A 25,896-nucleotide genomic window follows, 5' to 3' on the forward strand; every position below is an offset into this window, starting at 1 on the left:
ACGGCGGTAAGCCTAGGACGTGCTTACCGCTGCTTTTCGTCGTATCGCTAATCTAGTGATTGCGTTAACGCCGGATTATTGGTTTTTCCAGCTGTAGCCAATGCTCAAGAAGTACAACGCTGGATCATCAAAGCTTGCAATCGTGTTACCTGTTGGGCCTTTCACTTCAGACGATTCAATTAAGGTCGCTTCAAAGGCAACTGACACCGTGCTTGCTTCATCAATCTTGTAATCAATGCCCGTGCCTAGACGGTAAGCGTTGCCAGTTGGGATAGTCAGATCACCGTTGGATTGGTCTGTGTACATGCTTGAGTCAAAGGCGAAACCTGCATTCCACATCACTTTGCTATTAACCTTGTACTGTGTACCCAAAGCAATCTGATAGGTGTCTTGTGTTTCCACATCCATCAGCGTCTGGTAAGCGCTCCAGTCTTGCCAGTTCAAGTTACCCATCACAGCCAGTTTGTCATTGAGCTCATGGTAAGCACTGAATACCAACTGCTGAGGCGCAACGGCACTGGTCGAGAAGTCTTTATCATCGAATTCGAACTCAGTTTCATTCGAGTAAGACAGACCTAAGCGAGTACCTGAATTCAATTCATACAGCACACCAACGCGGCCATTCACTTGAGTGTCGGTATCTTCAATGCCACCAGCGAGAGTCGTACCATCAACTTTTACATCCATATCTAAGATGCCGTAATGGATGCCCAATGCAGCACCTACAGACCATTGATCGTTAATACGGTATGAAGCAGAAGGTTGAACCGTCACGGCCTGAGTAATTGCATTAGGAATATCAATACGGCTGAACAGCTTGTCGTATTCCAGACCCAAGCCGTAGTTGCCGTACATACCAATACCAAGCGTCCACTTATCGTTCACTTGTTGGCTATAAAACGCAGAACCAAGCGGCACGTAACCAATGATGTTACCTGCGTCACCGCCACCAAAGGTGTCCAGTGTTGTGTCGCCATACAAGCTGATCAAGTGACCTGAAAATGACTGACCCGCCACGTTAGACAAACCCGCAGGGTTCGCCGCCATGACCGAGGCATCCTGCGCTCTTGCCGCCATGCCCGCAGACGCTAAACCAATGTCTGTGGTGGAAGTCTCGTACAAGTACAGACCTCCTGCTTGCGCTGCTGCACACGAGATGAGGGACCCCACAGCAACGATTTTGGTAAGATTTTTCATACTAAAACCTATAAGTATATTTAAAAGAAAACCCATGCTGACAATTTGGTTTTATCTCAACAAAAACTCTTTTCATTGCAGCAGCATGGGAAGGAGCGATTAGAATTTACGCGCTAGGTTCCTCCGTTTTAGTTGGAACATTACGCTTAAATCGTTCGCGCAATGACTGCATCATCACGAAGAAAACTGGAGTCAATAATGTGCCGACAAAGGTTGAAAGGATCATGCCGCCGAAGACAGCGAAACCTAATGAATGACGTGAAGCAGCGCCTGCACCAGATGCAATCACTAACGGGAAAACACCCCAAATGAATGCAAATGCCGTCATTTGAACCGCTCGGAAACGAATTCGAGCTGCTTCTTTTGCCGCATCAATAATCGATAGCCCTTTCTCTTCTCGAAGTACTTTGGCGAATTCCACAATGAGAATGGCAACTTTCGCTGACATCCCGATCAAGATAACAACACCTATCTGTACATAGAGATCGAAAGACTGACCAACCATGACTAGCGTTCCCATTGCTCCCAGAATGGCTACGGGTACTGCCATCATTACCGCAGCAGGAATCGTCCAACTTTCATATTGAGCAACAAGGAATAGGTAGGTAAATAAGAGGGATAGAGCAAAAGCAATAGGCGCAAGGTTGCCTGCCTTTTGCTCTTGATAAGTCATGCCTGACCATTCGTAAGAATAGCCGCTCGGCAAACTGGTTTGTGCTAGCTCCTCTATCGCGTTAACGACATCACCAGAACTGTAACCTGGAGCAGGAGCGCCATTCACTGTTGCCGAACCAAACATGTTGTAATTTGATAGAGTATCCGGGCCAAAGATCGGCTCTACTTTTACTAACGTTGCCAAAGACACCATCTTTCCAGAACTAGAGCGAACATACAGATGGCTAATGTCATCAACGTTGTCTCGGAACTGCTCCTCTGCTTGAACCTTTACTTGGTAAGAACGACCAAATAAATTGAAGTCCGAGATATACGCACCGCCTAACTCGGCTTGAAGCGTTGTAAATATCTCATTCAATGGCACTCCCATTGAGATTGCTTTATCACGATCAATGTTGATGTAACGCTGTGGGATGTTTGCGCGGAAAATGGAAAACGCTCGTGCAACCTGCGGCAGTTGGTTTATCTTTGCTACAAACTCTGCGGTAGTTCTTGCCAACTCCTTCGGAGAGCGACCCAAGTTATCTTGCAAAACAAGATTGAAGCCATCGACCGCTCCCATCCCTTTAATTGCAGGAGTCGCAAATACAAACGAGGCTGCATCTGGCGTAGAATTCAGCAACTGATTCACTTTTGCCATCAGAGCACGTTGATGCAACGCAGGATCTTGTCGCTCATCCCAATTATCCAGTTTAATAATTAACATGCCGGAGTTTGGGATAGCGGCCATATTGATGACAGAAAAGCCTGCCACCGAGACAACATTCTCCACGCCATCCATCTGTTTAAGCTCATCGACATATTTTTTCATTAAAGGAGCGGTGCGTTGCAATGCGGCAGCATCAGGTAACCTCATCTCAACCATAAACACACCTTTGTCTTCATTTGGAACAAACGACGACGGGACATTCATAAATCCGTAGGCAAGCGCACCGATTAACGCTCCATAGACTCCAAGACTGAGAACAAGACGACGGCTCAAAAAACCAACTAAGCCTTGATATTTACGGGTGATGGCATCAAAACCGCGGTTGAAAGCACGTAAAGGTGCGATAGGCTGCTCATGCGTCGACTTGAGCATCAGAGCACATAATGCAGGGGTAAGTGATAACGCATTGACTGCTGAGATAAGAACCGAGACACAAATCGTCACTGCGAACTGGTTAAACATGCGCCCAGAAATACCTGGTAGTAGTGCAACAGGTACAAATACAGCAAGTAAAATAAGTGTGGTTGCCAGTACAGGTCCCGTCACCTCTTTCATCGCTTGAATAGTCGCATGCACAGGAGCAAGGTGCTCCTCATGCATTACACGCTCAACGTTTTCTACCACGATAATGGCATCATCGACGACGATACCAATTGCCAATATCAGTCCAAATAGAGATATCGTATTTATCGTCATCCCCATGAGAGCCATTACCGCAAAAGTAGCAATGATCGACACTGGAATTGCTAACGTGGGTATGACCGTTGCACGCCAATTTTGGAGAAACACGTACACAACTAGCGTAACTAAAAGAACCGCAATAACGAGGGTCTCATACACTTCATCGATGGACGTTTCTACATATTCGGTAGAGTCGTAAGCAATATCGTAAACAAGATCATCAGGAAACGTCTTTTCGTACTCTTTCATTGCCTGCTTGACTTCTTCCATGACTGCCAACGCATTCGCTGTAGGCAATTGGTACAGCGCAAGTACTGCTGCAGGGGCGTTATTCATACGGCCATCAGCCTCATACCCTTGAGCGCCAACTTCCACACGAGCGACATCTTTAAGGCGAATTAAAGTCCCCTTTTCACTTGCTCGAATCACAATATTTTCAAACTCAGCGGCAGTCGTTAGTCTCCCTTTTGTCTGCAAAACATATTGATACTGCTGATCTCCCGGAGCAGGCATTCCGCCAACCTTACCTGCTGCAACTTGTATGTTTTGTGTTTTGATTGCTGTGATGACGTCACTGGCAGAAAGCTTCAAGGTCGCTAGCTTGTTAGGATCTAACCAAACTCGCATGGAGTAATCTTTTTTACCCAGTAAGGTAATATCACTCATACCTTCAATACGCTTCAAACGTTCAACTACGTTTAAATCCGCATAGTTGGAAAGGTAAATGCTATCGAATGATTGATTTGGTGAGCGAAGAGTAATAACGCCAAGCATGTCCGACGACTTTTTTTTCACCGTTACACCGATTTGGTTTACTTCTTGGGGTAAAGAGGAGGTCGCTTGGGCAACTAAGTTGTTCACTCGAACCTGTGCCATATCACCGTCAGCACCTACCCGAAAGTAAACCTTCAGCGTGTATGAACCATCGTTACCTATGACGGATGACATATAAATCATGTCTTCAACACCATTGACTTTGGCTTCGATAGGTTGAGCTACCGTCTTTTTAACCACATCCGCATTTGCACCCGGATACATGGTTGTTATTGAAATTACTGTCGGTGATATTTGGGGATACTCAGAAATCGGCAACACATTTAAAGCGATCATCCCCATCAAGGTCATCGCCAATGAAATGACCAAAGCGAACTTTGGTCGGTGAATGAAAAATTTACTTAACATCGTGGCTAACCCTGTCGCTCAATATCATTCACAGTGCTGCCTGGACGCACTTTTTGTAGACCGTTCACAATGACTTTTTCATTTTCAGACAGGCCTGATAGGACAGCATGGTTCACACCATAAACTTGACCCAACTCGATATTGCGACGTGAGACAACATGATCATCAGCAACCACCATAACGTAGCTACCAGCTTGATCTTGTTGAATCGCTGATGACGGAACTAGCAACCCATCAATCGTTTTGTTACGGAGTTTGATCGTCAAATTTCCGTATTCACCCGGCATGAGTGAGTAAGTTGGATTGTCAAACTGAGCCTCAGCCTGAATTGAGCCTGTTTCTAAATCGATCTTATTCCCAAGTGCATAGATCTTTCCTTTGTGCGGATATGTTTTGCCGTCGGATAAAGAAAGCGTTACATCAACATTGAGCTTTTCGTCGTGGCTTCGTGCCACATCAATTGCATTTCTTACACGTCGATAGAGTTTTTCATCCACATCAAAACCAAAGCGAATCGGATCAATTTGGGTAATCGAAACGAGTGGAACAAGTTGTATTTTTGAGATGCGGTCGCCAACGCGAAAGTTACTGAATCCCACACGACCAGAGAATGGAGCACGAACTGACGAGAATTCCAAATCAAGCTTAGCTGAAACCAGAGTCGCTTTTGCCTCTTCCACCTCTGCACTAGCCGTTGCTTTATCTGTAATCGCCTCATCAAACTGCTGCTCACTGATGCTCTTGTCTTTGATCAACTTTTGAGCTCGCTGTGCATTTCGGTTAGCTTGAAGCAAGTTAGCGTGGGCCTTTTCTAATGATGCTTCGGCATAGGAAAGTGCAGCTTCGTAGGGTCTCGAATCGATTTCAAATAGAAGCTGACCTTTTTCAACCATATCTCCATCTTTGAAATGAATCGCGGTCAACTCTCCTCCCACTCTCGGCATAATATCAACATCATTGACAGCTTCGGTTCTGCCGATAAAGGTATGGTAAGGGGTGATTGGTGTTTTAGTGAGAGTGAGCGTTTCGACTGATGGGACTGCCTTATCTAGTGTTTTCGCCTCATCAGTATTACACCCAGAGAGTAAGGTAGTCGTAATAAGTAGAGAGAGTAATACTGCTTTATTTTGGACTTTCATAATAGACCTACTTAGGAAAAAGTGAGCTTATGAAAATACGCCCACTCGTTTATTCCTGAGATATAAATATAATTATTAGAATTGGTAGTTATATTCGATGCGGTGATCACCATCGCCAAAGTCGACTTGCTCATTCCAGTTAGCGAAGTAACGAATATTTGAGCGTGGTGTTATTTGGTAAGAAATCGCAAATTCATGCGTTAAGATATTATCCTCACCTGCATAATACGCGTCTTTATAATCACTTGAGCCCGACAAGGTGTGCATATACATCGGGTTGTAGTTGATCCAAATTTTGTCGGTAATATCGATTTTCGAATACATACCGACCACAGTAAACGTCCCCGGAATCTCGTAGCCGTTGTCTTCACCACTGAAATCGTTGGCGATCGTTACACCTGCACCTGCTAGTGGGTAAAGCTGGACGACACCAAGCTTAGGCAAGGCCTTGATGAAGCTGTACGATGCATCTAACTTGTCAGCATCCACGTCGTAGTTCACATCAAGCTGACGTCCCAATCCTTTCGCCACTTCAACTTGGAAATTACGCAGACGGAAGGAATCAATACTGTCATCCACTTTGCTGTACAACGGATCATCTTTGTCTCGAATGCCAAACAGTTCACCACCAATACCTTTGACTTCGATAACGTTCATTGCCATCGTGCCCGGTTGTGACGCTTTATAAGTTTGGCCTATTTTGATGTTTGCTCCTTTGTCCGTAATACCAAAACCTGCTTGGGTATAAACCGCAAGAGGATCCGACATATCTTGTAATTGTTCATCTGAATTTGTCTCAGCAAAAACGGGGGACGCAAACTGGATTGCTGCTGCCATTACAACAACAGATGGTTTCACCAAATTCATAGGATTTTGTCCATTCTCATGATAATTAATTGTTTTGCGTCATCGAGTCATCACAAACAGCAAACGTTCAGAAGCAAGCTTTGGAGGATAATATTTCTAAATGCTATTCTAATGATGGCTAAAGGATTGACGCTGTGCGTAAATTAAGAGAAATGGTATAGAAAGTTCAATCACCTATGGTTATATGAGTTATAACCTAAACTTTGGTAAAAGAAGAAATAATAAGAAAACAATGGAACTAGAAATAAACAAGCATTGACAAAACAAATAATAAGTTGTTTTTAACATCACTTCTTCATGTGAAATCTTTCTTTGATTCTATAAGTTAACAAAAAAGAATCACTATTGATATTAGCTAGTAAATACGTGAGATACAGAAGTTTTTTATATCTATGTAATTTTCCTATTTCATATTTATACTTTACAGTTGTGGAGCATTTTATATTAAAATAATGTTATTCTCCCTTTTGTAAAAGTACCGTTTAATACCCTACAGAGAAATAATGAGGAATGTGAGAACTGTCACTCTTACTTTATCCCTTGTATTCACATAAAAAACGCAGCCCGAAGACTGCGTTTTAATTCCAAGGTAAATGAGCTTAAGCTCTTCGGTTAATCCGCCCTCTCGCTTACAGCTTTTCAACGCCCATATTGAACAAAGTAAAGCTGTAAACATCGGCAGTTTTCTCGATGACCTTGCTAGTCGGTGTGCCTGCACCGTGACCTGCATTGGTTTCGATTCGAATCAAAGTTGGGTTTGTACCCGCTTGTTTAGACTGTAGCTCAGCCGCAAACTTGTACGAGTGCGCAGGAACCACACGGTCATCGTGGTCACCCGTTGTTACCATAGTTGCAGGGTACTTAACACCGGCTTTAACGTTGTGTACTGGCGAGTAACCTTTGAGGTAATTGAACATCTCTTTACTTTGTTCTGCTGTACCGTAGTCATAAGCCCAGCCCGCTCCTGCCGTAAAGGTGTGGTAGCGAAGCATATCCAATACACCCACTGCTGGCAGTGCCACTTTGAACAGCTCTGGGCGCTGCGTCATCACTGCACCAACAAGCAAGCCGCCGTTCGAGCCACCGTTAATCGCGAGCTTGTCTGACGAGGTGTAGTCTTTATCGATAAGGAACTCAGCTCCGGCAATAAAGTCATCAAACGAGTTTTGCTTCTCTAATTTGGTGCCGGCGTTGTGCCACTCTTTACCGTACTCACCACCACCACGAATGTTCGCGACAGCATAGATACCACCCATTTCCAACCATGCAGCTCGGCTTGGGCTGAAGTAAGGCGTTAGACTGATATTGAAACCACCATAACCATACAAAATCGTTGGTGCACTTCCGTCTATCGGAGTGCCTTTCTTGTAGGTAATGATCATCGGAATCTTGGTGCCATCTTTCGACTTGTAGAACACCTGACGAGATTCAAATTGTGCCGGGTCGAATGGTGCGTTCGATTTGTGGTAAACCTCGCTGTCACCGTCTTTGATGTCTAAGCGATAGGTCGTGCTTGGCGTCTTGTAGTTGGTGAAAGAATAATAGACTTCAGCGTCTTCTTTCTTACCCCAAAAACCGTAAGCACTGCCTATGTCTGGTAGCTTGATTTCACGAATGAACTTGCCGTCCATGTCGTATTGTTTGACCATAGAAAGGGCATCAACAATGTAGCTTGCGAATAGGTAACCGCCCGCGGTTGATGGGCTAAGCACGTTGTCAGTTTCAGGAATTAAATCTTTCCAATTCTTCGGCTCAGGGTTGCTCGCATCCACCGTCACCACGCGTTTGTTTGGTGCATCTAAGTTGGTGACCAAATACAGCTTGGTGCCTTTGCTATCAATCACCCAAGTATCAGAATTGGTGTCATCCAAAATAGTTTGCAGCGGACTGTCTGGCTTGGTCAAATCTTTGAAGAACAGTTTATTGCCAGACGTTGAAGTACTTGCCGAAATAAACAGGTAACGTTGGTCGTCGGAAGTGTAACCACGAACGTATCGGTGCTTCTCAGCCTCCGTACCACCGAAGATAAGCTTGTCTTCACTCTGCTTAGTGCCTAGCTCATGGTAGTAAAGCTTGTGTTGGTCGGTTTTGGCCGAAAGCTCGCTGCCTTCTGGCTTGTCGTAACTTGAGTAGTAGAAACCTTTGTTGCCTAACCAGTTTACGCCACTGAACTTAATATCCACTAGCGTCTCACCGACAGGCTTTTTGGTTTCAGCATCAAGCACAATCACTTTGCGCCAATCACTACCGCCTTCTGAAATGCTGTAAGCGACTAAAGAACCATCTTTGGTGAAGCTCACATTCGCCAGCGAGGTCGTGCCATCTTCGCTAAAGGTATTTGGGTCGAGGAAGACTTCTGGCTTGCCATCGTCAAGTTGGCGGTAAAGCACATCTTGGTTTTGTAAACCGTCGTTCTTATAAAAATAGGTGTATTTACCTTCTTTGAATGGACGCCCTAACTTCTCGTAATCCATCAACTGAGTTAAGCGTTCTTCAATCTGGTGACGATAAGGAATTTGCGCCAAGTAATCGAACGTGACTTGGTTCTGCGCTTTCACCCAATCTGCGGTTTCTTTACTCCGGTCGTCTTCTAACCAGCGGTATGGGTCACTAACTTTGGTACCAAAATACTCATCCACCACATCGACTTTCTTTGTCGTTGGGTACTTCACCGCCATTTTGTGTACGTGTTCAACCAACTCCTTTGTTGAGTCTTCGGCATAAGCACTCGGCAATATGCCCGTCATCGCAAACGCGGTCACCAGTGCTAAGGTTTTCTTTTTCATAGACTTCCTTTTCTGTTTTTGTTTTGTGTAATGCATCAAGCATCTTACCCATATCGAAGTAAGGATTCTAATTGCTTTGAGAAAATTGCTTGGTAAAGGTTTTAAAGTCACCAAAGCCAAACTAGCTGCTTAGCTTCGGTGATCCCCCTCAATGTGGAGTTATAGACAAGAGCTTGTTAGCTCAGTTCAATGCTTCGAGACACACCCGACTCCGCAGCAAAATCTTGGTCGTGACTGATAAGAATAAAGCCACCTCGATACGCACTTAGTGCCTGAGCAAGCATGATTTTCGAATCCAAGTCGAGGTGATTATCTGGCTCATCCAAGAGCAACAAAGGCTGCGTTGGTTGATGACTGACAATCAGCATCGCGAGCTTCATTTTCTCGCCGCCGCTCAATACGCTGCCCAAACGAAACACACTGTCTCGGCGAAAGCCAATGCCTGCGAGTAATGTTCTGGCATCGCTCTCTTTCATCCCCTCACAATGTTGCATTAGGTTTTTCAACATCGAGAGTTCAGGCTCTATCGCACCAAAGTGCTGGTCGAGATAATAAAGCGGCGTATTGATTTGTAGCTCACCACTTTGCAGTGAGAACTCCCCCAAGAGGGTTTTCAGTAAGGTCGATTTACCGCATCCGTTTTTGCCCAACAAATGCAATTTATCATCCGCATGAACTTGCGCAGTGATGGGTTGAGCCGAACCAAATGGCAGCACGCCTTCTAAGAGCGACACGACTTTTCGCGAGCGACTTTGACTGTCTGCCAAATACAGTTTTTGCCCTTTAATTTGCTCTTTACGCACTCGCAAGCTTTGCTCTTTCTCCTGCAGGTGCGCTTGGCGAAGTTGCTCGTTTTTATTACGACTGGCGGCTCGGGCTGTGGCTTTGTCTTTCATACCATCTAGTAAGATTTTCGGCTGGCTGCCATCCTTTCTCAGCTTGTTACCTTGAGCCGCTCTTTGTTCTGCTTTCTCCCGATTGCGCTGAGCTTGCTCTTCCAATTGCTTTTTTTGTTTATCGACAGCAGCTAATTGGCGTTCCACCGCTTGCAGTTCGGTGCGCTTTTGCTCGGCATATACGTCGTAATTACCGCCAAACACTTGCAAGCCTAAACCGGATAGCTCCCAGATTTCCTCCATTTCGCGCAGTAACTCTCTGTCATGACTGATGAGCAGAATCGCAACTGAGAAACTGCGCATCGAATCAATCAACCACTGCTTGGCATGCGTATCAAGATGGTTTGATGGTTCATCAAGGATCAGCAATTCCAGTTCGCTGTCGAACAACTGCCACAGCTGCAAACGCGCTAACTGTCCGCCACTCAATTGCGAACAAGGAAAGTGTGGCTGTGGCGGTAAACCCATGGTTTCTAACTGCTTAGCAAGTTGGATGGGCAAATCCCATTGTTCGCCCACCACCTCAAACAAATGCTCAGAGCAATCGCCCATCTCGATCTGTTTGAGCGCGCTTAGCACGTTGTCCTTTGCTAAAAATTGGGCAATCGAAAGCTCTCCCCCCAACAAGTGAGATGGTTGCTGGCGATACACCGCAAAGGACCTTGGTAAGGTTACTGTACCGCTGGTTGGGGTTTGCTCACCGCTGAGTATCGATGCAAACACCGATTTTCCGACACCGTTGCGTCCGACTAACCCAACACGACGTTTGGTCATTGAACATGAGATTTGCTGAAACAGCGTTTCGCCATTACCAAATTGGTGACTGATATTGTAAGCCTGTAAAACTGGCATAATTTGCCTCCTGTATGACAGGGACAACAGCCGTAGCTTGAGATAAATCTAGAGATGAGATCGATGCAAATACACGCGTGCATAGAAGCGCTTCAAACAGAAAAATGGTAATTGCAAAGAAATATCGGAAAGTGAACTACGCCTACTAACCCTGTAAATCCAAAAAATAAAATGAGAGTTGGATGACAGGTTTAGTTGTTCATGTTGGCGTAATCTCCTAAAGAAGTGATGCACAAAGTCTAAAGGTTTCCTTGTATAAAAAGCAAGCGACTTCTGTCATCACATGAATCGGTTCGATCCAGAAGTGAACTAAAATCCATCGCTCGCCGTAACAGCCAAAGAGTGAAAACACCAATGGGAAACGGCTATGAATCTTTTGATTGAATCGGTCGAGGGTGGTATCTACCTCGCTTACAATGTGGAAAACCATACGAAGTCACTGATATTGAACGAGCACAAAAGCCCGCTCAAATTTGCCAGCCTCTGCGAGGCGAGAGACCACTTTCGAGGAGAAGGATACTCCTCTGCAAAACTGGTTCACCTCAACGCATCCGATGAGATGTGTGGAGAAAGAATACGCTGTGACGTGCCATTAGAGATTGAATTGAGCTGGTATTAGTACCGGCTCTTTTTTCGCCCTCCCCCTATATCCTCTCGCTCTTAGGCTGGTGATAATTTGCCAAAACTTTGAGCGATTTCGGGATCTTATCAACACATTTTTTGTTAAAGGCGTACTATGCTATTGGTAGTGTATTCCACAAGAGGGCGTGGTTATGAAATACAAACATATCCTAGTCGCACTGGAACTGTCTGATGAGAGTACTGTGTTGATTGACCGAGCGGTATCTATGGCGAGTTATCTCGGTGCCGAGATTTCTTTTATTCATATCGATGGTACTCATGGCGAAATTTATCGTGAGCTTGTCGATATCAAAGCAAACCCAGACCAAAGACCGTTGAATGAACATTCAATGGAGTGCTTGAAGTCCTTTAGCGATTACATGGAGCAGCCATTGAAGCACTTCTTCGTTGGCACGGGTGACTTGGCGGATAAACTGGAAGTGACCATCAAAGAGCAAGAAGTTGATCTGCTTATTTGTGGCCACCATCAAGACTTCTGGAGCAAGATCATTTCTTACTCAAGACATCTGATCAACAAGTCTCCGGTAGATATTCTGGTTGTGCCGATTCACGACTAGTTTGAATGAAGGATCTAAAAAGCCGCCAACGATGGGCGGCTTTTTTGTGTTTCTTGTTGGCTCAATTAAGGCTCTATTTCACCAATCGAATACAGCACCAACTCTTCTGGGTTGTTCCCTTCCCCTAACGAGTGAATGTCTTCCCCTTCTTGCTTCAGCTCATTAATCAGCTTGAGCGCTTTATCTTGCTTCACCCCAATAATGGTCGGCATTTCAGAGGCAGAGACGCCAAAACGTGTCGCAACAAGCAAGTTTCTTACTTTGGTTTTATCCGATTCAAACATGGCATGACCTCTTTATTTTCAATCATCTAAGCATAGCGAATCGCGATGAAAAAGCATCACGCAGGTCGAATCAATAACGGATTTTCCTACGAGTTAGACAAGTATGGCGAGCAAAAGGTCAGTTACTGAAAACGCGGTCGAAATAATTGAGTGGCGCCACCTTAGTGTTGGCTCTTCGCTGCCATTTACTCTTGTTCGCCACCAACCACTTTTGTTCGGAGTTAGCTAAAATTGCTTGGCTCACTTTAGCTTCTCGCAACTCATGTTCCATCGCGAACAACTGAGTCTCAACTTCAGTGCGACCAAAATTGACCATCTCTGAATGAGGCTGCGCGATTTCGGTGATACCTGCACAGCCAATAATTCCGATGTCTGCAGAAAACTGGCCGTAAAACTGCTCTGCCGAACCATCCACGACGTCGCGATCGTTAGTACGAATACGACCACCCGGAATCCAAGTTTCGATGTGTTCAAAGTGAGAAAGAATATGCGCCGCTTCGAAGTTATTGGTCACCACACGTAACTCGCTGTGATTAGCTAGACGCTCAGCAACCAAAGCAATCGTGGTACCAATACCTAGAAACAGAGTCGTGCCGTTTGGGATAGCTTTGACCACTTCATCGGCGATGATCTGCTTTTCCTGTTGATTGGTGACTTGGCGAGAGGCATAGCTGCGATTGCTCAGAGTAGCAGGCAGTCCGACACCACCATGATGGCGTCGGGTAAGTCCGAGTCGACAAAGTTCATTGATGTCGCGACGAATGGTTTGCGTCGTGACTTCGAAACGTTGGGCAAGTTCTTCTATCGAGCAATATTCTTGCTGATGAATTAGTTCAATGATGCTTTGTTGACGGACGTTTAAATTATTCATTCAATGCGGGTTCTCGTATGGCTGAAGGCACTTTAACTTTATAACGTTGAGGCGTATCTGTAATCATCATATCCACGCCCCAATGCCAATGTGCTTCAACTAATTGAGGAAAGTTTGGTGTATAGCAGAAGAGTTGATAACCATACTGCTTGATCTTCTGGGCTTGCGATTCAGTCAGGAAACGGTAATCACAATGCACACTGTATGCATCAATGTGTTGTAGCACGACAGGGGAATCATCTGGAATCTCTTGCCATAGCTGCCCTCTTCTCACTTCTGGCAGGTAGTTTTTCATCATCATTAAGGCTTCTGTGTTAAAGCTAGAGAACAGAATCGCGTCCGCTTCTACACCCAAATGCTCAATCACCTGCGCAACCTTTTCGCACAACAGGTCGATTTCGTCACCAGAGTAAACCTTCAATTCAATATTAAGCTTCACACCCGCTCTTGAAGTCAGCTCAAGCGTCTCTTCTAAACTAGGGATAGGTTCGCCTGCGAAGTCATCACCGAACCACAAGCCTGCGTCGAGTGTTCTCAGCTCCTGCAAAGTCAGATCTTTGACTTTACCTCGACCATTCGTGCAGCGGTTGACCGTTTTGTCATGGATGACGACAGGAATGTTGTCCGCACTGAGCTGAACGTCGATTTCAATCCATTCGCAACCAAACTTAATGGCGCGTTGTATTGCCGATAAGGTGTTTTCTGGAGCCAAACTGGATAAGCCGCGGTGTGCTGTTATTTTCATTTTTTATTCCGTCTTTTTCATTTGTTTTCAAATGAACTATCTCAACCCTCAATGACGCTTTGATTACAAAATAGTGACGAAAGTAATGTTCAAATAAGTTCATTTTTTTGTAACTAGAACGTCATTTGGCTCATTTAATGTTCATTTGAATTTTTTGGAGCGGATTCATAATCAAAATGAACATTCGCAAGGAAACACCTGTTCAAATCATCCAATGAAAAGGAATCATTATGGCTATTAAACACCTCGCCGGACTTGCAGTTGCAGCGGCATTCATCAGCACGCAAGCACAAGCAAAAACAGAGGTTGAGTGGTGGCACGCGATGGGCGGCGCGCTAGGTAACAAGGTTAATGAAATTGCGGCAGACTTTAACGCAAGCCAATCAGAATACGAGATCAAACCGGTTTACAAAGGCAGCTACGCAGAAACCATGACCAGTGCTATCGCGGCGTTCCGAGCAAAAGAGCAGCCAGCGATTGTACAAGTATTCGAAGTGGGTACGGCGACCATGATGGGCGCAGACAAAGCGATTTATCCTGTTTACCAATTGATGGAAGACACCAAAGAGTCGTTCAACCCTGATGATTACCTTGCAGCCGTAACGGGTTACTACACCACAAACGAAGGCAACATGCTTTCCCTGCCATTTAATAGCTCTACGCCGGTGCTTTACTACAACAAAGACATGTTCGCAAAAGCTGGCGTAGCAAACCCACCAAAGACATGGAAAGAGATGGAAGAAGTTTCCCGTAAGCTGCTGGCATCTGGTGCGAAGTGTGGTTTCAGCACAACGTGGCAATCATGGACGCAGATCGAAAACTTCGGTGCGCGTAACAACGTTCCTGTTGCCAATAACAACAACGGCTTTGCTGGCTTAGACACCGAGTTTAAGTTCAATGATTCGGCGTTTGTTCGTCACATTGACCAAATGGGCAAATGGTCGAAAGAAGGCATCTTTAAGTACGGCGGTCGCCAATCTGATGGTATGCCACTGTTCTACACCCAAGAGTGTGCCATGACTATGGGTTCCTCGGCAGGTCTTGCTGGCATTAAAGAGAACATGAAAGACGTTGATATCGGCGTGGCGCAACTGCCTTATGATTCAGAGATCGTCGCGAAGCCACAAAACACCATCATCGGCGGTGCATCACTTTGGGTACTTCGTGGTCATTCAAGCGAGGAATACAAAGGCGTGGCGAAGTTCTTCTCTTACCTTTCTAGTCCAGAAGTCCAAGCAGATTGGCACCAGTTCACGGGTTACCTACCAATCACTAAAGCGGCTTACGAGCTAACGAAAGAACAAGGCTTCTACGCTAAGAACCCAGGCACTGATACAGCGGTTCTACAAATGACGTCAACCGAGCCTACAGAAAACTCGAAAGGTATTCGCTTTGGTAACTTCCTGCAAACACGCGACATCATCAATGAAGAGCTAGAAGCAGTGTGGGCAGGCAAAGCAACGGCACAAGCTGCGCTAAACAATGCAGTTCGTCGTGGTGACGAGCAGCTACGTCGCTTTGAGCGCACACAGAAGTAACGAACATTAATAACGAACAATGGTGCACTGAGTCTTATTCAAATAACCACTCAGATACGCACTCTCCCCGCCCATCTTGGGTGGGGAATTCGTTCACACACCTTGCCTGTTTTACTTTGGTATTTGTATGTCCTCACCTGTTGTTTTTAAACACAAATGGCTTCCGGTTGCGCTGATCGCACCTCAGTTGGTGATCACCTTGGTGTTCTTCATCTGGCCGGCAGGACAAGCCATTTTCCAATCTTCTCAACTTGAAGATGCTTTCGGCATGAGCCGTGAGTTTGTGGGTTTGGAGAACTTTGAAAAGCTCATCCATGATCCCCTTTACCTAAATTCATTAATGACCACGCTGCAATTTAGCATCAGTGTTGCGGTGCTCGCGTTGGTCAGCGCACTTGTTCTTTCCGCTTTCGCCGAACAAATCATCCGTGGCGCAACCATGTATCGCACCTTCTTGATTTGGCCTTATGCGGTCGCTCCGGTTGTCGCAGGTTCGTTATGGCTATTTTTATTCGATCCAACTATCGGTGTCATGACCGAACTGTTGAACCTGTTTGGCGTGGACTGGAACCCAACGCTCAATGGGACCCATGCGATGTGGATGGTGATCATCACCTCGACTTGGAAGCAAATCAGCTACAACTTTCTGTTCTTCTTAGCGGCGCTGCAATCCGTTCCGAAGTCTTTGCACGAAGCCGCAGCCATTGATGGTAGCGGTCCGATCAAACGCTTTATCACTATTAGCTTCCCACTGATTTCACCAACCAGCTTTTTCTTGTTGGTCGTGAACTTTGTTTATGCATTCTTTGATACGTTCGCCATCATCCACGCGATGACACAAGGCGGTCCAAGTAACAGCACCTCGACCTTGGTTTACAAAGTCTACAACGATGGCTTTATCGGGCTGGATTTAGGTTCATCGGCCGCACAGTCTGTGATCCTGATGATCTTGGTTGCTTCCCTGACTGTGATTCAATTTAAGTATGTTGAGAAGAAGGTGGCGTACTGATGGTAGAAAGAAGACCGTTTTTTAATCTGTTTTGCCATGTCATTTTGATTCTTGGCATCATTTCGATTGCGCTTCCAGTTTGGATTGCGATCGTAGCAACGACCCATGAGAACAGTGCATTCGCTACGGGCACTCCATTGTGGTTTGGAGACTTGGGTTTTAGTGTATTTACTGACTTATTGAGTAACGACACTCAGTACAACAACAATACTTTACCGATTGGCAGTATGCTGCTGAACTCTTTCATTATGGCGATGTGCATTACCATCGGTAAGTTGAGCATTTCCATCATGTCAGCGTATGCAGTGGTGTTCTTCCGTTTTCCGGGACGAATGCTGGCGTTCTGGATGATCTTCTTCACGCTGATGTTACCCGTTGAAGTTCGCATCATGCCGACGTTTGAGGTGATTACGAACCTCAACATGCTCAACTCATTTTACGGCTTAACCATTCCGCTGATTGCCAGTGCGACCGCCACTTTCTTGTTCCGTCAGTTCTTTTTAACGGTACCGAATGAGTTGGTGGAAGCTGCACGCATTGATGGCGCAGGACCAATCAAGTTCTTCTTCGATATCTTGTTGCCCCTGTCGCGTACCAACATCGCTGCACTGTTCGTCATCACTTTCATTTACGGCTGGAACCAATATCTATGGCCACTGCTGATCACCACTGACGTGCAGTACTACACCATCGTAATGGGTATCAAACAGATGCTTGGAGTGGTTGATGGTGTTGTGGAATGGAACAAAATTATGGCCACCACCATTATCGCGATGTTGCCACCCGTGATTGTGGTAATTGCAATGCAAAAAGCCTTTGTTAAAGGTCTGGTAGATTCGGAGAAATAAATGTCCACGTTAACTCTTTCTAATATCGCTAAATGTTATCCGAACGGCTATCAGGCGATCCAAAAACTCAATCTTGATATCTGCGACGGTGAAATGGTCGTATTGGTTGGCCCAAGTGGCTGTGGTAAATCCACCCTACTTCGCATGATTGCGGGTCTAGAAGAAATCAGCTCTGGTGAGCTCAAGATCGACACTACAATCGTCAACGATCTCGAACCGGGCGAGCGCGATATTGCCATGGTTTTCCAGAACTACGCCTTGTACCCACACATGACGGTGTACAACAACATGGCTTATGGGCTGCGCAACCGCAAAACACCGAAAGCGGAAATCGAGCGATTGGTTCACGAAGCAGCAAAGATGCTGGAGTTGGATCACCTACTCGACCGCAAACCGGGGCAGCTCTCTGGCGGGCAACGTCAGCGTGTCGCGATGGGGCGTGCAATTGTACGTGAACCAAAGGTGTTTCTGTTCGATGAGCCTCTATCTAACCTAGACGCCAAACTGCGTGTTCAAATGCGTTTGGAAATAAAGAAGCTGCAACGTCGCCTTGGTACCACGTCGGTTTACGTTACCCACGACCAAGTGGAAGCAATGACGCTGGCAGACAAACTTGTCGTGCTGAACAAAGGTAATGTCGAACAAGTCGGCACACCGCTAGAGATATACGATAACCCTGCTTCTCTGTTCGTCGCGACCTTCATTGGCTCACCATCCATGAACATCTTGGATGGCAATGTTAGCGTTGACGGCATTACTATTGGTGACGCACTGCTGCCTACATCCACAACAAACTTAGATCTAGGTGAAGTAAAACTGGGGCTTCGCCCAGAGCATTTACAAATCAGCCAAGATGACCCATGGTTGCAGGTAAAAGTCGAATTGATTGAATCGCTCGGTGCTGACTTGTTGCTTTACTGCCGCACAGAAGGCGATGACTCACAAAAGCTGGTTGTTCGTGTTGAGGGGCATACGCCTATTCAAATTGGCGACAAGCTTGGTCTGGATATCAAACCAAAGCATGTTCATCTATTTGATGCCAATACAGAAAAGCGCATCGAGTGTACACTGGCTCCAGCGGTGTCACTGCAAGACGTCAGTAACAATACCCAAGCAATCAATCCTAAAGTAAACAAGCAAGGAGTGGTGAATGCCTAACCCGTTATCAGAGCTCAATGTGGAGAGCCTGAAACAGATCGAATGGCTGCTGACCGACGTGGACGACACGTTGACTTGGCAAGGCAAACTGCCACCAGAGACATTAATTGCGCTAGCAGAGTTAGAGCGTGTGGGCGTAAAAGTGGTCGCAGTAACAGGTGCATGTGCTGGTTGGTGTGACCAAATGGCAAAGATGTGGTCACTGCATGGTGTGATTGGTGAAAATGGCGCGTTTTGGATGAGAAAAGACGCGACAGGATTCAATACCACCTTCGCTCGCCCAACCGAAGCGATGCGCAAAGAACAACGCGCATTACAAGAAAGCATTGCGGGCATTTTGGCAGAGTACCCTGATGTCGAGTTCAGCCAAGATCAGAGTTTTCGCTACTGTGACGTTGCGGTGAACATAGCGCAAGATAGAGCGCCAGTTTCCCCTTCCACGACAATGGAGCTTCTTAATCGCATAGTGAATTTGAATGTGGAGTCTCACCCCGTGAACGCCACATTGAGTTCGATTCACATCAATGCTTGGGTAGGTAATCACAGTAAGCGTACTAGCGGTGAAGCGTACATTAAGCAGTTCAATAATGGTGAGCTACCGAGTTTGGAACGTATCACTTATGTGGGAGATTCATTGAATGATGAAGGCATGTTTGAGTGGCTGCCAACGACCTTTGGCGTAAACAACATTCGCCCTTTATTGGCGAAGCTTAATCATAAACCTAGCTTTTTGACCGAGGAAAATGGCGGTTTTGGGTTTGCCCAATTGGCTAACCTAATCGTCAAAGCCAAAAGGCAGTAACGGCTTTTATCAGGGCTGTTTGGTAAAAGTGCAGCCTTCGAAAGGGTTAGATACTCGGGTAAATGGATACCCTAAGAATAGGAGGACGCGGTTCTCTCTTCGGCGAACAGTCGATGGATGAATTGGCGTTCTTCTTCACTCAAACGCACTGTCACTTCCTGTTTGGTTGCATTCTGAACCAACTGATAAACCTCATTCAATTGCGATAACGTCAAAGAATTCAGTTTTTGCTTTATTGCACTAAATTGCTGCTGTTCCATATTTTTATGCTACTTATTCCTTATTTCATCCCTCATTGAGAAAAAAAGACACTCAATCCAAATATCACCATGGAGGGGGGAAATATATTCGGATTGAGTGAAAAGAAGGAGTAAAGACTGCGGCGGATTGCATGAGAAAATCAAACTCTCAATCTTTATTAAGCACTCCAACGAGAAAAAGAATATCGCTTTCTGATGTATTTATAATTAGCAGTTGTGAAGTTTATTTATCATAAGTGCTTAAAAATCTCTCACCGAGAAACACCGCTTAAGCCCTTGCTGTACTTAGCATTTCTCCAATTTAAGCAGCCTACCATGCCCAGAATGGACAATCTCGCAACAAAGATTGCTTGTTGTTTTCACTAATTATTTTTGTTTGTCGCATCCAAAAGCAGCCCATATTATCCGCAGCACAAGGGATGACATTCCTTACGCTCTTTAACAATCAAATGCCGTACTTCCTCATCTGCAACTTTCCTACTGATGTAAAAATTTCCTTTTGATTCCCATTTTCTAATTTTTACAACCACTGCGCAGAGCATTTAAAGCTGTGTTCTGCATTACAGTCTATTCATGTAGGAATTCATCGTGGATAAATATCAAGCTGCATACGCTAAGCGTCTAGAAAAACTGAAAGGCAATCGTTCGCCAAAAGCTATTGCACGTATTTCGGCGTGGGATGCGTTTTTTAACAAAGAATACGAGATGCAAGATCTAGAGTCTCAAATGACAGACTCAGCTCGCAAGCACTACGAGCAATCTGAAGTTAAAAATGAAATCAGCTTTGGTTCATTCAAACGCGCGTTCTATAAAGAATCGATCGTGATTTATGACCTAACCGATGGTGCTTCAATTCAGAAGGTGTTCACACCACTACTTGTGCTAACAACAGCATGGGTACTGTTCGTGTGTTTTACCCAGTAATTGAAGAACCGAATTTAATAAGCAATAGATAAACTATTGGCAGAGTGTTTATTACCTTTGTTCAATACAAACAGTTGAGAGTTTAAGGATGAAAGGAAGAAACATTGCGGCATTTGCCATTGTGATGGCAGCACTAACGTTTGGGTATGGCTTTAAAGCGTACCAAGAGGCTAATGGTGTCATTTACCCAACCTTTAAGAAGGAGTTTAATCTCTAATGCCTAAGATTACCCTTCTGCTACTCGCAACGACCGTCGCCATGGGCATTACCGGCGCTGCATTCTGTGTTGGCGTCACTTACGCGTTTACACAATTGCCAATAGAGCAAATTCTATCGAGCTTATAATAAAAAAGTAGAGCATTTCGGTGCTCTACTTTTTTGCTATTTAGGGTTTAAAAAACCAATCAAAATTCTCGATTCATCTTCTCTAAACAGGCGAACAAAATCGCTTGATGCTCAGGGTCGATATTACGCGTTAAGTCTTGAACCAAATCTAAATGCAGTTGATTGTGGTGGCGGTGAATCTCTTCACCCGCTGGTGTGAGCTTCACAACAATTGCGCGACGATCTTCTGGGTGCGGGCAACGCTCAATAAGCTCTGCTTTCACCAGCTTCTCAATTTGAACCGTCAGCGTACCCGTGGTGATACCGAGTTTCTCGGCCAACTCTTTCATACGCATTGCACCGTGCCCACCCAACACTTCGATGGTGTGAGTTTGAGCCAGTGAATAACCCGTTTCTTTTACTACAGATTGCTCCCAAGAAGACATTTTGTCATAGAACTCGGTAAGCGTTTGATTCAGCTTTTCTAATTCGCGCATCAGTCAGTCGTTTGAACTTCCAAAGTCAGGTGATGAATCTTATCAAATTTACTCAATAATTGCTTAAATTCATCCAGCGTTTTGTCGCTGTGATTTTTCAGTGCGATTGCCGCAGAGTAATGGTGACCACTCACTTTCCAGATGTGTAAATCAACAATCTCAGCATAAGGTGCAAGCGTCTCTATAATCTCATCTCGGTAAGACTTGTTGATGCTCTCGTCCAACAATACAGGCGCTGTTTGCTTCATTAAGCCCAAGGTCCATTTACCAATCACAACGGCACCCACAATACCCATCATGGCATCTAACCAAACCCAACCGTAAAACTTACCGACAATCAGCGCCACAATCGCCAGCAAAGACGTCAATGTATCCGCCAGCACGTGGAAATACGCAGCGGTTAAGTTGTGGTCGTGATGATGCTCGTGCTCATGATCGTGAGAGTGGTGATCGTGATGGTCATGCCCATGATGATGGTGATCTTGCAGAAGTAGCATGCTTGCAAGGTTAACCACGAGACCAATCACCGCGACCATGATCGCCTCGTTAAATTGGATACTTTCTGGATTAAAGAGACGATGAATCGACTCAACCATCATCATCAGTGCCACAATCCCCAACGCAATCGCACTGGTAAAACCGCCGAGTACACTCACCTTGCCCGTACCAAATGAGAAGCGGTCATTGTGAGCGTTTTGTTTCGCATAGCGGTAAGCAAAAAGAGTAATACAAAATGCCGCTGCGTGTGTGCCCATGTGCCAACCATCTGCGAGCAATGCCATTGAGCCAAACATAGTTCCGGCAGCAATCTCTACAACCATAGTGGTCACAGTTAGAATCAATACGTAGAGCGTGCGTTTTTCACCCTTTTGGTTATGAGAAACGAAATCATGTGAATGTTGCGATACAGCCATTGCGACACTTACCTTCCAATTTTAGTTTGATTATCAAATTATTTGATTTTAATTTAGTTTGATTATCAAACAATGTCAACCTAGGAAGGCAATTTGATCAAAGAGAAGGTAGAAAAAGGATCTTACTGAGCGCAGAAAACGCAAATGTAATAAAGCACTTAAGCTCGCTAGAGAAGCCTAAGTGCTTTTGAAGAAAGTGATGTTCTTGAGTTGAGAGTCGGGACTAACGTTCAACTAATCGGCGGGTATCTTCATCGATGATTGCTCGAAGCGCTTTGGTCAGATCATCAAAGTCGGTGTGCTTTTTGCCGTATTCCAGATTAAACGCGTAATTGAAATCAACAGGGTTATCACCTTGCGTGTGCTGCAGAATGGTCTCTAACTTATCCAACGCTTTGGTGAGGCGAGCTTCTTCGGTAGTCGCACTGTCATATTCCAACCAAAGGTCCAACAACTCCTGTTGCATAGACGCGTCTAGTGGAGCGATAAGCTGTTTCAAATCCGCCAGTTCTAGCGCACTTTTATCCAGCCCATCGTGTTGCTCCAATGCCGAAATGTCGCCACTCACGGCTTCTGCTAAGTCATGCACAATGCAAAGCTTGAGCACTTTAAGCATGTCTAAATGCGGATAATGTTCTGCCACCAGCATGGCTAGTAAACACAATCGCCATGTGTGCTCAGCTGTGCTCTCATGGCGACCAGATGATGTCCAAGCAGTGCGCAAGGTGCTTTTTAGCTGCTCCGCCTCACGCAGAAAAGTAAGAATGCCGGGTAGCTTGTCGATCATGTTTACACTCATTTCTGTCTGTTTTGCAAAAGACTAGCGGATTGCCCTCCATGAAGGAAGCAAATCGCTCGAACCTTTGTTCCAAATAGAGGCGTTAAACATCTATATCGAACACTTGGCTAAAGCACCTTTGCTCGCAACTGGGCAATTTTCAAACTGCCTGAATCCAAAATGATTTTTAGATCCTGATGCACGCGCATGTCGTAGTTATCGCCGTTCTTCGCTTTGGCTTTCCAAACCACATCGTAACTCACTGCCCAGCCAGAGTTTTGATCGCCCTTGATGGTCAAACCTTGAATATCGTGCGAGTTCCAGACGATGTTGTCCGTCACGCCTTTGTACCAACGGAGAAAGTCTTGGTATGACTGAATAGGGAAATCTGGGTACGCCATATCAACGGGCTCTGCGATACGAGCAAGGAAGTATCCTGATTCGCGCTGATGGTCAAAACCTGCGAACCACTGGTAAACAAAACTTGCGATGTCGTTTCGGCTCAACTGTGAACGAGCCTCTGCATCGTACGTCTTACTCAAAACATTCATATCAATTTGTAGCAGCTCAATCTCGCCCGCATCATTGAAAGTGAAATATTCCGTCCAGCGATGTCCATCTGGGTTGATGGTATCACTTTGACCGTCTTGAGTTTGAATCAGTGTGCCGAACAGCTCAACCTTCACTCTTCCGTCTTTCGAAACCGGAGCAATACGGTAGCTAAAATCATCTTGAGTTTGGTAAATCTCAAACCAGTCTTTGATAGATTCAAGATGCCCTGCTTTCCCTTTGTATTCTGTCGCTGTTAAGTCGTTGACAAGTGTTTTGCTGTCGTTAGAAAACAAGGTTTCACGCACTTTCGCAAATGCATCGAACCCTTGCTCTCCAAGCAGCTGATACTGAGCAAAAAATGCATTAATGGTGGCTTCGTTTTGAGCCTGTTTGTTTGGCTCATTCGCCAAAGAGAAAGCACTCACTAAAACCAATAGTGAAGCGAGAAATTGTTTTACGCGCATGGATTTTCCTCCCCCAAGGATATGCTGATCAAATTGTATGATAACGATTTGAATTACTGGGGATTAGAGGAATAAAGACTTAAGAACTATTAGCGAATACCTAATAATCAGAAGAAAGAAAAAGGCACCTCACGAAATGAGATGCCCAAGTTCGCAGTTTATGCTGATTCACACGAAAGCAGTTTGGCTTCAAATTGATCGTCAATGCTGTCTGCAATCAATTCGATGCGGCTTTCGGCACAATCATCCAACTCCACTTCGGTTAGTCCATCTGGCGTTAAGTTGTAGCCATAAATGCCATCGCTAGTAATAAACACGGCTTTCATGCGCTCGACTTCTAGCTCAACCAACAAAGGAATCAGTTTCCGACGGTCAAACACTTTCTCCGGTGAGAAGCGCCAACCAACACTTTGGAAGCCTTCGCCTTCATTGGTCGCTTTAATAATGCCACTTTCAGGCATTGGCATGTCTGAAGCCAACGGCTTGTCACTCGCATGATGGTGGTGATGGTGCGGCGGATGCTCATGAATGGTGGTTTCGCCTTCGAATTCATGAAAAGGAATCACACCGTGCTCCGCAAAAATCACTTTTGTGTTTGGACGACCAACTTCCGCCACGTAAGCTTCTAGCTTCTGGGTGTCGCCCTCTTGATAGAGATCGAGCTTGTTACCCACCACCGTATCGGCAATGGCGATTTGCTGATTGAATGTGTCGTGCTCGGTGTAACGAAGATCTGTCAGTTTACGAGCATCAACTAAAGTGATGTTCTTTTGCAGTGACAACACTTGTCGATAATGATCGGTCGATAAAACCTGTAACACCTCTTTTGGATGCCCAAGGCCAGTTGGCTCAATCAACAAACGGTCAGGCTTTGCTTCATTCAGCAGTTGATTAAGTGCGATTTGCATTGGCAATCCCGCCGCACAGCACATACACCCGCCGGGTACTTCACGAATAAAGACTTGCTGCTCTTCGCTTTGCTGCCCTTGAACCAAGCTGCCATCAACACCGATTTCGCCAAACTCATTCACCAAAACAGCCCAGCGTTCGTTCTCTGGCTTATTCGCCATCAGGTTCAAAATCACAGAGGTTTTACCGACGCCCAAAAACCCGGTAATAATGTTAGTTGGAACCCCAAGTATGGGCTGTTTATCAGAGCTCATTGGCAATTCTCCTGTAGCCTTGAACCAGCTCGTGGTTTGCTGAAACCACAGACTCCGAAAACGCCGAGTATTCTGGCGGCACTTTCGAGATGCTGTTCAAATCAAAGTCGGCGCCGATATTGGTCATCGGCGGAACATGGAAGTTCTCTGGCAAGTCTAGTCCATCCACCACACAGTTATGACGAATCACACAACCTGTACCAATCACAGCATTAAACACCACGGAGTTAAAACCGATAAACACGTCATCACTGACTTCACATGGGCCATGAATGATAGAACGGTGCGCAATCGAAGAACGTTCTCCAATGGTCACGGCTGCACCTGCTTTTGAGTGGATAACGACGCCATCTTGAATGTTGGTATCGCGCTTGATCACGATGGCTTCCATGTCGCCTTGCTCGTTCACTTCATCGGCACGAATCACCGCGTAAGGACCAATAAAAACGTTATCTTCAATGATTACTTTGCCACAGATGATCGCCGTTGGATCAATGAACGCCTTTTCCGATACTTCCGGCATGTGACCAGTAGGGTTTCTTCTTAACATATTGATTTCTCTTTATTCGGTGCCTTAGAGAC

The 25,896-nt window shown here is 45.4% G+C and carries 26 protein-coding genes; 10 read left to right on the forward strand and 16 right to left on the reverse strand.

Translation table 11 applies throughout. The features are described from left to right. Positions 1-75: 75 nt before the first annotated feature. From VCHENC03_RS11870 to VCHENC03_RS11845, 6 genes are all read right to left on the reverse strand, one after another. The gene (locus VCHENC03_RS11870) at positions 76-1,197 is read right to left on the reverse strand and encodes an OmpP1/FadL family transporter (protein ID WP_032802777.1); all 1,122 of its coding nucleotides are present in this window, start codon (positions 1,195-1,197) and stop codon (positions 76-78) included. A 106-nt stretch (positions 1,198-1,303) separates the two neighbouring features. Then, entirely contained in the window at positions 1,304-4,444 is a 3,141-nt protein-coding gene (locus VCHENC03_RS11865; protein ID WP_032802778.1) for an efflux RND transporter permease subunit, read from the reverse strand. Positions 4,445-4,449: 5 nt separating this feature from the next. Further along, a complete protein-coding gene (locus tag VCHENC03_RS11860) occupies positions 4,450-5,583 on the reverse strand; it encodes an efflux RND transporter periplasmic adaptor subunit (protein ID WP_009706238.1) in 1,134 nt (377 codons plus the stop codon). Positions 5,584-5,658: 75 nt separating this feature from the next. Next, positions 5,659-6,450 carry a hypothetical protein gene (locus VCHENC03_RS11855; protein ID WP_009706239.1) on the reverse strand — a complete coding sequence of 264 codons (792 nt, stop codon included), beginning with the start codon at positions 6,448-6,450 and terminating at the stop codon, positions 5,659-5,661. 629 nt (positions 6,451-7,079) lie between these two features. After that, complete coding sequence (locus VCHENC03_RS11850; protein ID WP_032802780.1) at positions 7,080-9,236, reverse strand: prolyl oligopeptidase family serine peptidase; 2,157 nt, start codon at positions 9,234-9,236, stop codon at positions 7,080-7,082. 176 nt (positions 9,237-9,412) lie between these two features. Next, positions 9,413-10,984 (reverse strand): ABC-F family ATP-binding cassette domain-containing protein, encoded by a 1,572-nt coding sequence (locus tag VCHENC03_RS11845; protein ID WP_009706241.1) that lies wholly within the window; start codon positions 10,982-10,984, stop codon positions 9,413-9,415. Between the two features lie 367 nt (positions 10,985-11,351). On the opposite strand from VCHENC03_RS11845, the gene VCHENC03_RS0125930 reads away from it, so the two are divergent. Next, a complete protein-coding gene (locus VCHENC03_RS0125930; RefSeq protein ID WP_032802781.1) occupies positions 11,352-11,603 on the forward strand; it encodes a DUF6482 family protein in 252 nt (83 codons plus the stop codon). Between the two features lie 154 nt (positions 11,604-11,757). Further along, on the forward strand, positions 11,758-12,183 hold the full coding sequence (locus tag VCHENC03_RS11840) for a universal stress protein (protein WP_009706243.1): 426 nt from the start codon (positions 11,758-11,760) through the stop codon (positions 12,181-12,183). Between the two features lie 65 nt (positions 12,184-12,248). Here the strand turns inward: VCHENC03_RS11840 and VCHENC03_RS11835 are convergent, their stop codons facing one another. From VCHENC03_RS11835 to VCHENC03_RS11825, 3 genes are all read right to left on the reverse strand, one after another. Next, positions 12,249-12,467, reverse strand: coding sequence for a hypothetical protein (locus VCHENC03_RS11835; RefSeq protein WP_005439057.1), 219 nt, complete (start codon positions 12,465-12,467; stop codon positions 12,249-12,251). A 118-nt stretch (positions 12,468-12,585) separates the two neighbouring features. Beyond that, a complete protein-coding gene (locus VCHENC03_RS11830; protein WP_009706244.1) occupies positions 12,586-13,338 on the reverse strand; it encodes a DeoR/GlpR family DNA-binding transcription regulator in 753 nt (250 codons plus the stop codon). Then, positions 13,331-14,083 carry a glycerophosphoryl diester phosphodiesterase gene (locus tag VCHENC03_RS11825; protein ID WP_009706245.1) on the reverse strand — a complete coding sequence of 251 codons (753 nt, stop codon included), beginning with the start codon at positions 14,081-14,083 and terminating at the stop codon, positions 13,331-13,333. Before VCHENC03_RS11825 ends, VCHENC03_RS11830 begins: the two co-directional genes overlap by 8 nt. Positions 14,084-14,313: 230 nt before the next feature. Here VCHENC03_RS11825 and ugpB point away from each other — a divergent pair, with 230 nt between their 5' ends. From ugpB to VCHENC03_RS11800, 5 genes are all read left to right on the forward strand, one after another. Next, a complete protein-coding gene (gene ugpB, locus VCHENC03_RS11820) occupies positions 14,314-15,621 on the forward strand; it encodes a sn-glycerol-3-phosphate ABC transporter substrate-binding protein UgpB (protein ID WP_009706246.1) in 1,308 nt (435 codons plus the stop codon). 127 nt (positions 15,622-15,748) lie between these two features. Continuing rightward, complete coding sequence (gene ugpA, locus VCHENC03_RS11815; protein WP_009706247.1) at positions 15,749-16,630, forward strand: sn-glycerol-3-phosphate ABC transporter permease UgpA; 882 nt, start codon at positions 15,749-15,751, stop codon at positions 16,628-16,630. Next, positions 16,630-17,478, forward strand: coding sequence for a sn-glycerol-3-phosphate ABC transporter permease UgpE (gene ugpE, locus VCHENC03_RS11810; protein ID WP_005439065.1), 849 nt, complete (start codon positions 16,630-16,632; stop codon positions 17,476-17,478). Before ugpA ends, ugpE begins: the two co-directional genes overlap by 1 nt. Continuing rightward, on the forward strand, positions 17,479-18,636 hold the full coding sequence (locus tag VCHENC03_RS11805; RefSeq protein ID WP_009706248.1) for a sn-glycerol-3-phosphate import ATP-binding protein UgpC: 1,158 nt from the start codon (positions 17,479-17,481) through the stop codon (positions 18,634-18,636). Beyond that, positions 18,629-19,438 (forward strand): HAD-IIB family hydrolase, encoded by an 810-nt coding sequence (locus tag VCHENC03_RS11800; RefSeq protein WP_009706249.1) that lies wholly within the window; start codon positions 18,629-18,631, stop codon positions 19,436-19,438. Before VCHENC03_RS11805 ends, VCHENC03_RS11800 begins: the two co-directional genes overlap by 8 nt. Before the next feature lie 71 nt (positions 19,439-19,509). On the opposite strand, the gene VCHENC03_RS11795 is transcribed toward VCHENC03_RS11800, so the two are convergent. Further along, positions 19,510-19,698, reverse strand: a complete 189-nt coding sequence (locus VCHENC03_RS11795; RefSeq protein ID WP_009706250.1) for a hypothetical protein — start codon at positions 19,696-19,698, stop codon at positions 19,510-19,512. A 588-nt stretch (positions 19,699-20,286) separates the two neighbouring features. Between VCHENC03_RS11795 and VCHENC03_RS11790 the strand changes: the two genes are divergently transcribed. The 3 genes from VCHENC03_RS11790 to VCHENC03_RS28125 all read left to right on the forward strand — a co-directional run bounded on the left by VCHENC03_RS11790 (position 20,287) and on the right by VCHENC03_RS28125 (position 20,967). Next, positions 20,287-20,622, forward strand: coding sequence for a hypothetical protein (locus VCHENC03_RS11790; RefSeq protein ID WP_009706251.1), 336 nt, complete (start codon positions 20,287-20,289; stop codon positions 20,620-20,622). Positions 20,623-20,710: 88 nt separating this feature from the next. After that, entirely contained in the window at positions 20,711-20,839 is a 129-nt protein-coding gene (locus VCHENC03_RS28120; protein ID WP_009706252.1) for a hypothetical protein, read from the forward strand. Next, complete coding sequence (locus VCHENC03_RS28125; protein WP_009706253.1) at positions 20,839-20,967, forward strand: hypothetical protein; 129 nt, start codon at positions 20,839-20,841, stop codon at positions 20,965-20,967. The genes VCHENC03_RS28120 and VCHENC03_RS28125 overlap by 1 nt, the downstream gene beginning before the upstream one ends. A gap of 59 nt (positions 20,968-21,026) precedes the next feature. Here VCHENC03_RS28125 and VCHENC03_RS11780 read toward each other — a convergent pair whose 3' ends face one another. From VCHENC03_RS11780 to VCHENC03_RS11755, 6 genes are all read right to left on the reverse strand, one after another. Then, positions 21,027-21,443: a MarR family winged helix-turn-helix transcriptional regulator gene (locus tag VCHENC03_RS11780; RefSeq protein ID WP_005439069.1), complete on the reverse strand. Its 417-nt coding sequence runs from the start codon at positions 21,441-21,443 to the stop codon at positions 21,027-21,029. Further along, positions 21,443-22,357, reverse strand: coding sequence for a CDF family Co(II)/Ni(II) efflux transporter DmeF (gene dmeF, locus VCHENC03_RS11775; RefSeq protein ID WP_009706254.1), 915 nt, complete (start codon positions 22,355-22,357; stop codon positions 21,443-21,445). Before dmeF ends, VCHENC03_RS11780 begins: the two co-directional genes overlap by 1 nt. A 223-nt stretch (positions 22,358-22,580) precedes the next feature. Next, on the reverse strand, positions 22,581-23,144 hold the full coding sequence (locus VCHENC03_RS11770) for an HD domain-containing protein (protein WP_009706255.1): 564 nt from the start codon (positions 23,142-23,144) through the stop codon (positions 22,581-22,583). A 119-nt stretch (positions 23,145-23,263) separates the two neighbouring features. Further along, positions 23,264-24,151, reverse strand: a complete 888-nt coding sequence (locus VCHENC03_RS11765; RefSeq protein ID WP_009706256.1) for a hypothetical protein — start codon at positions 24,149-24,151, stop codon at positions 23,264-23,266. Between the two features lie 158 nt (positions 24,152-24,309). Further along, positions 24,310-25,314, reverse strand: coding sequence for a CobW family GTP-binding protein (locus VCHENC03_RS11760; protein ID WP_009706257.1), 1,005 nt, complete (start codon positions 25,312-25,314; stop codon positions 24,310-24,312). Continuing rightward, the gene (locus VCHENC03_RS11755) at positions 25,304-25,864 is read right to left on the reverse strand and encodes a carbonate dehydratase (RefSeq protein WP_009706258.1); all 561 of its coding nucleotides are present in this window, start codon (positions 25,862-25,864) and stop codon (positions 25,304-25,306) included. The genes VCHENC03_RS11760 and VCHENC03_RS11755 overlap by 11 nt, the downstream gene beginning before the upstream one ends. Between the last annotated feature and the right edge of the window lie 32 nt (positions 25,865-25,896).

The organism is Vibrio sp. HENC-03, assembly GCF_000305755.2.
GTDB classification, from domain to species: Bacteria; Pseudomonadota; Gammaproteobacteria; order Enterobacterales; family Vibrionaceae; genus Vibrio; species Vibrio owensii.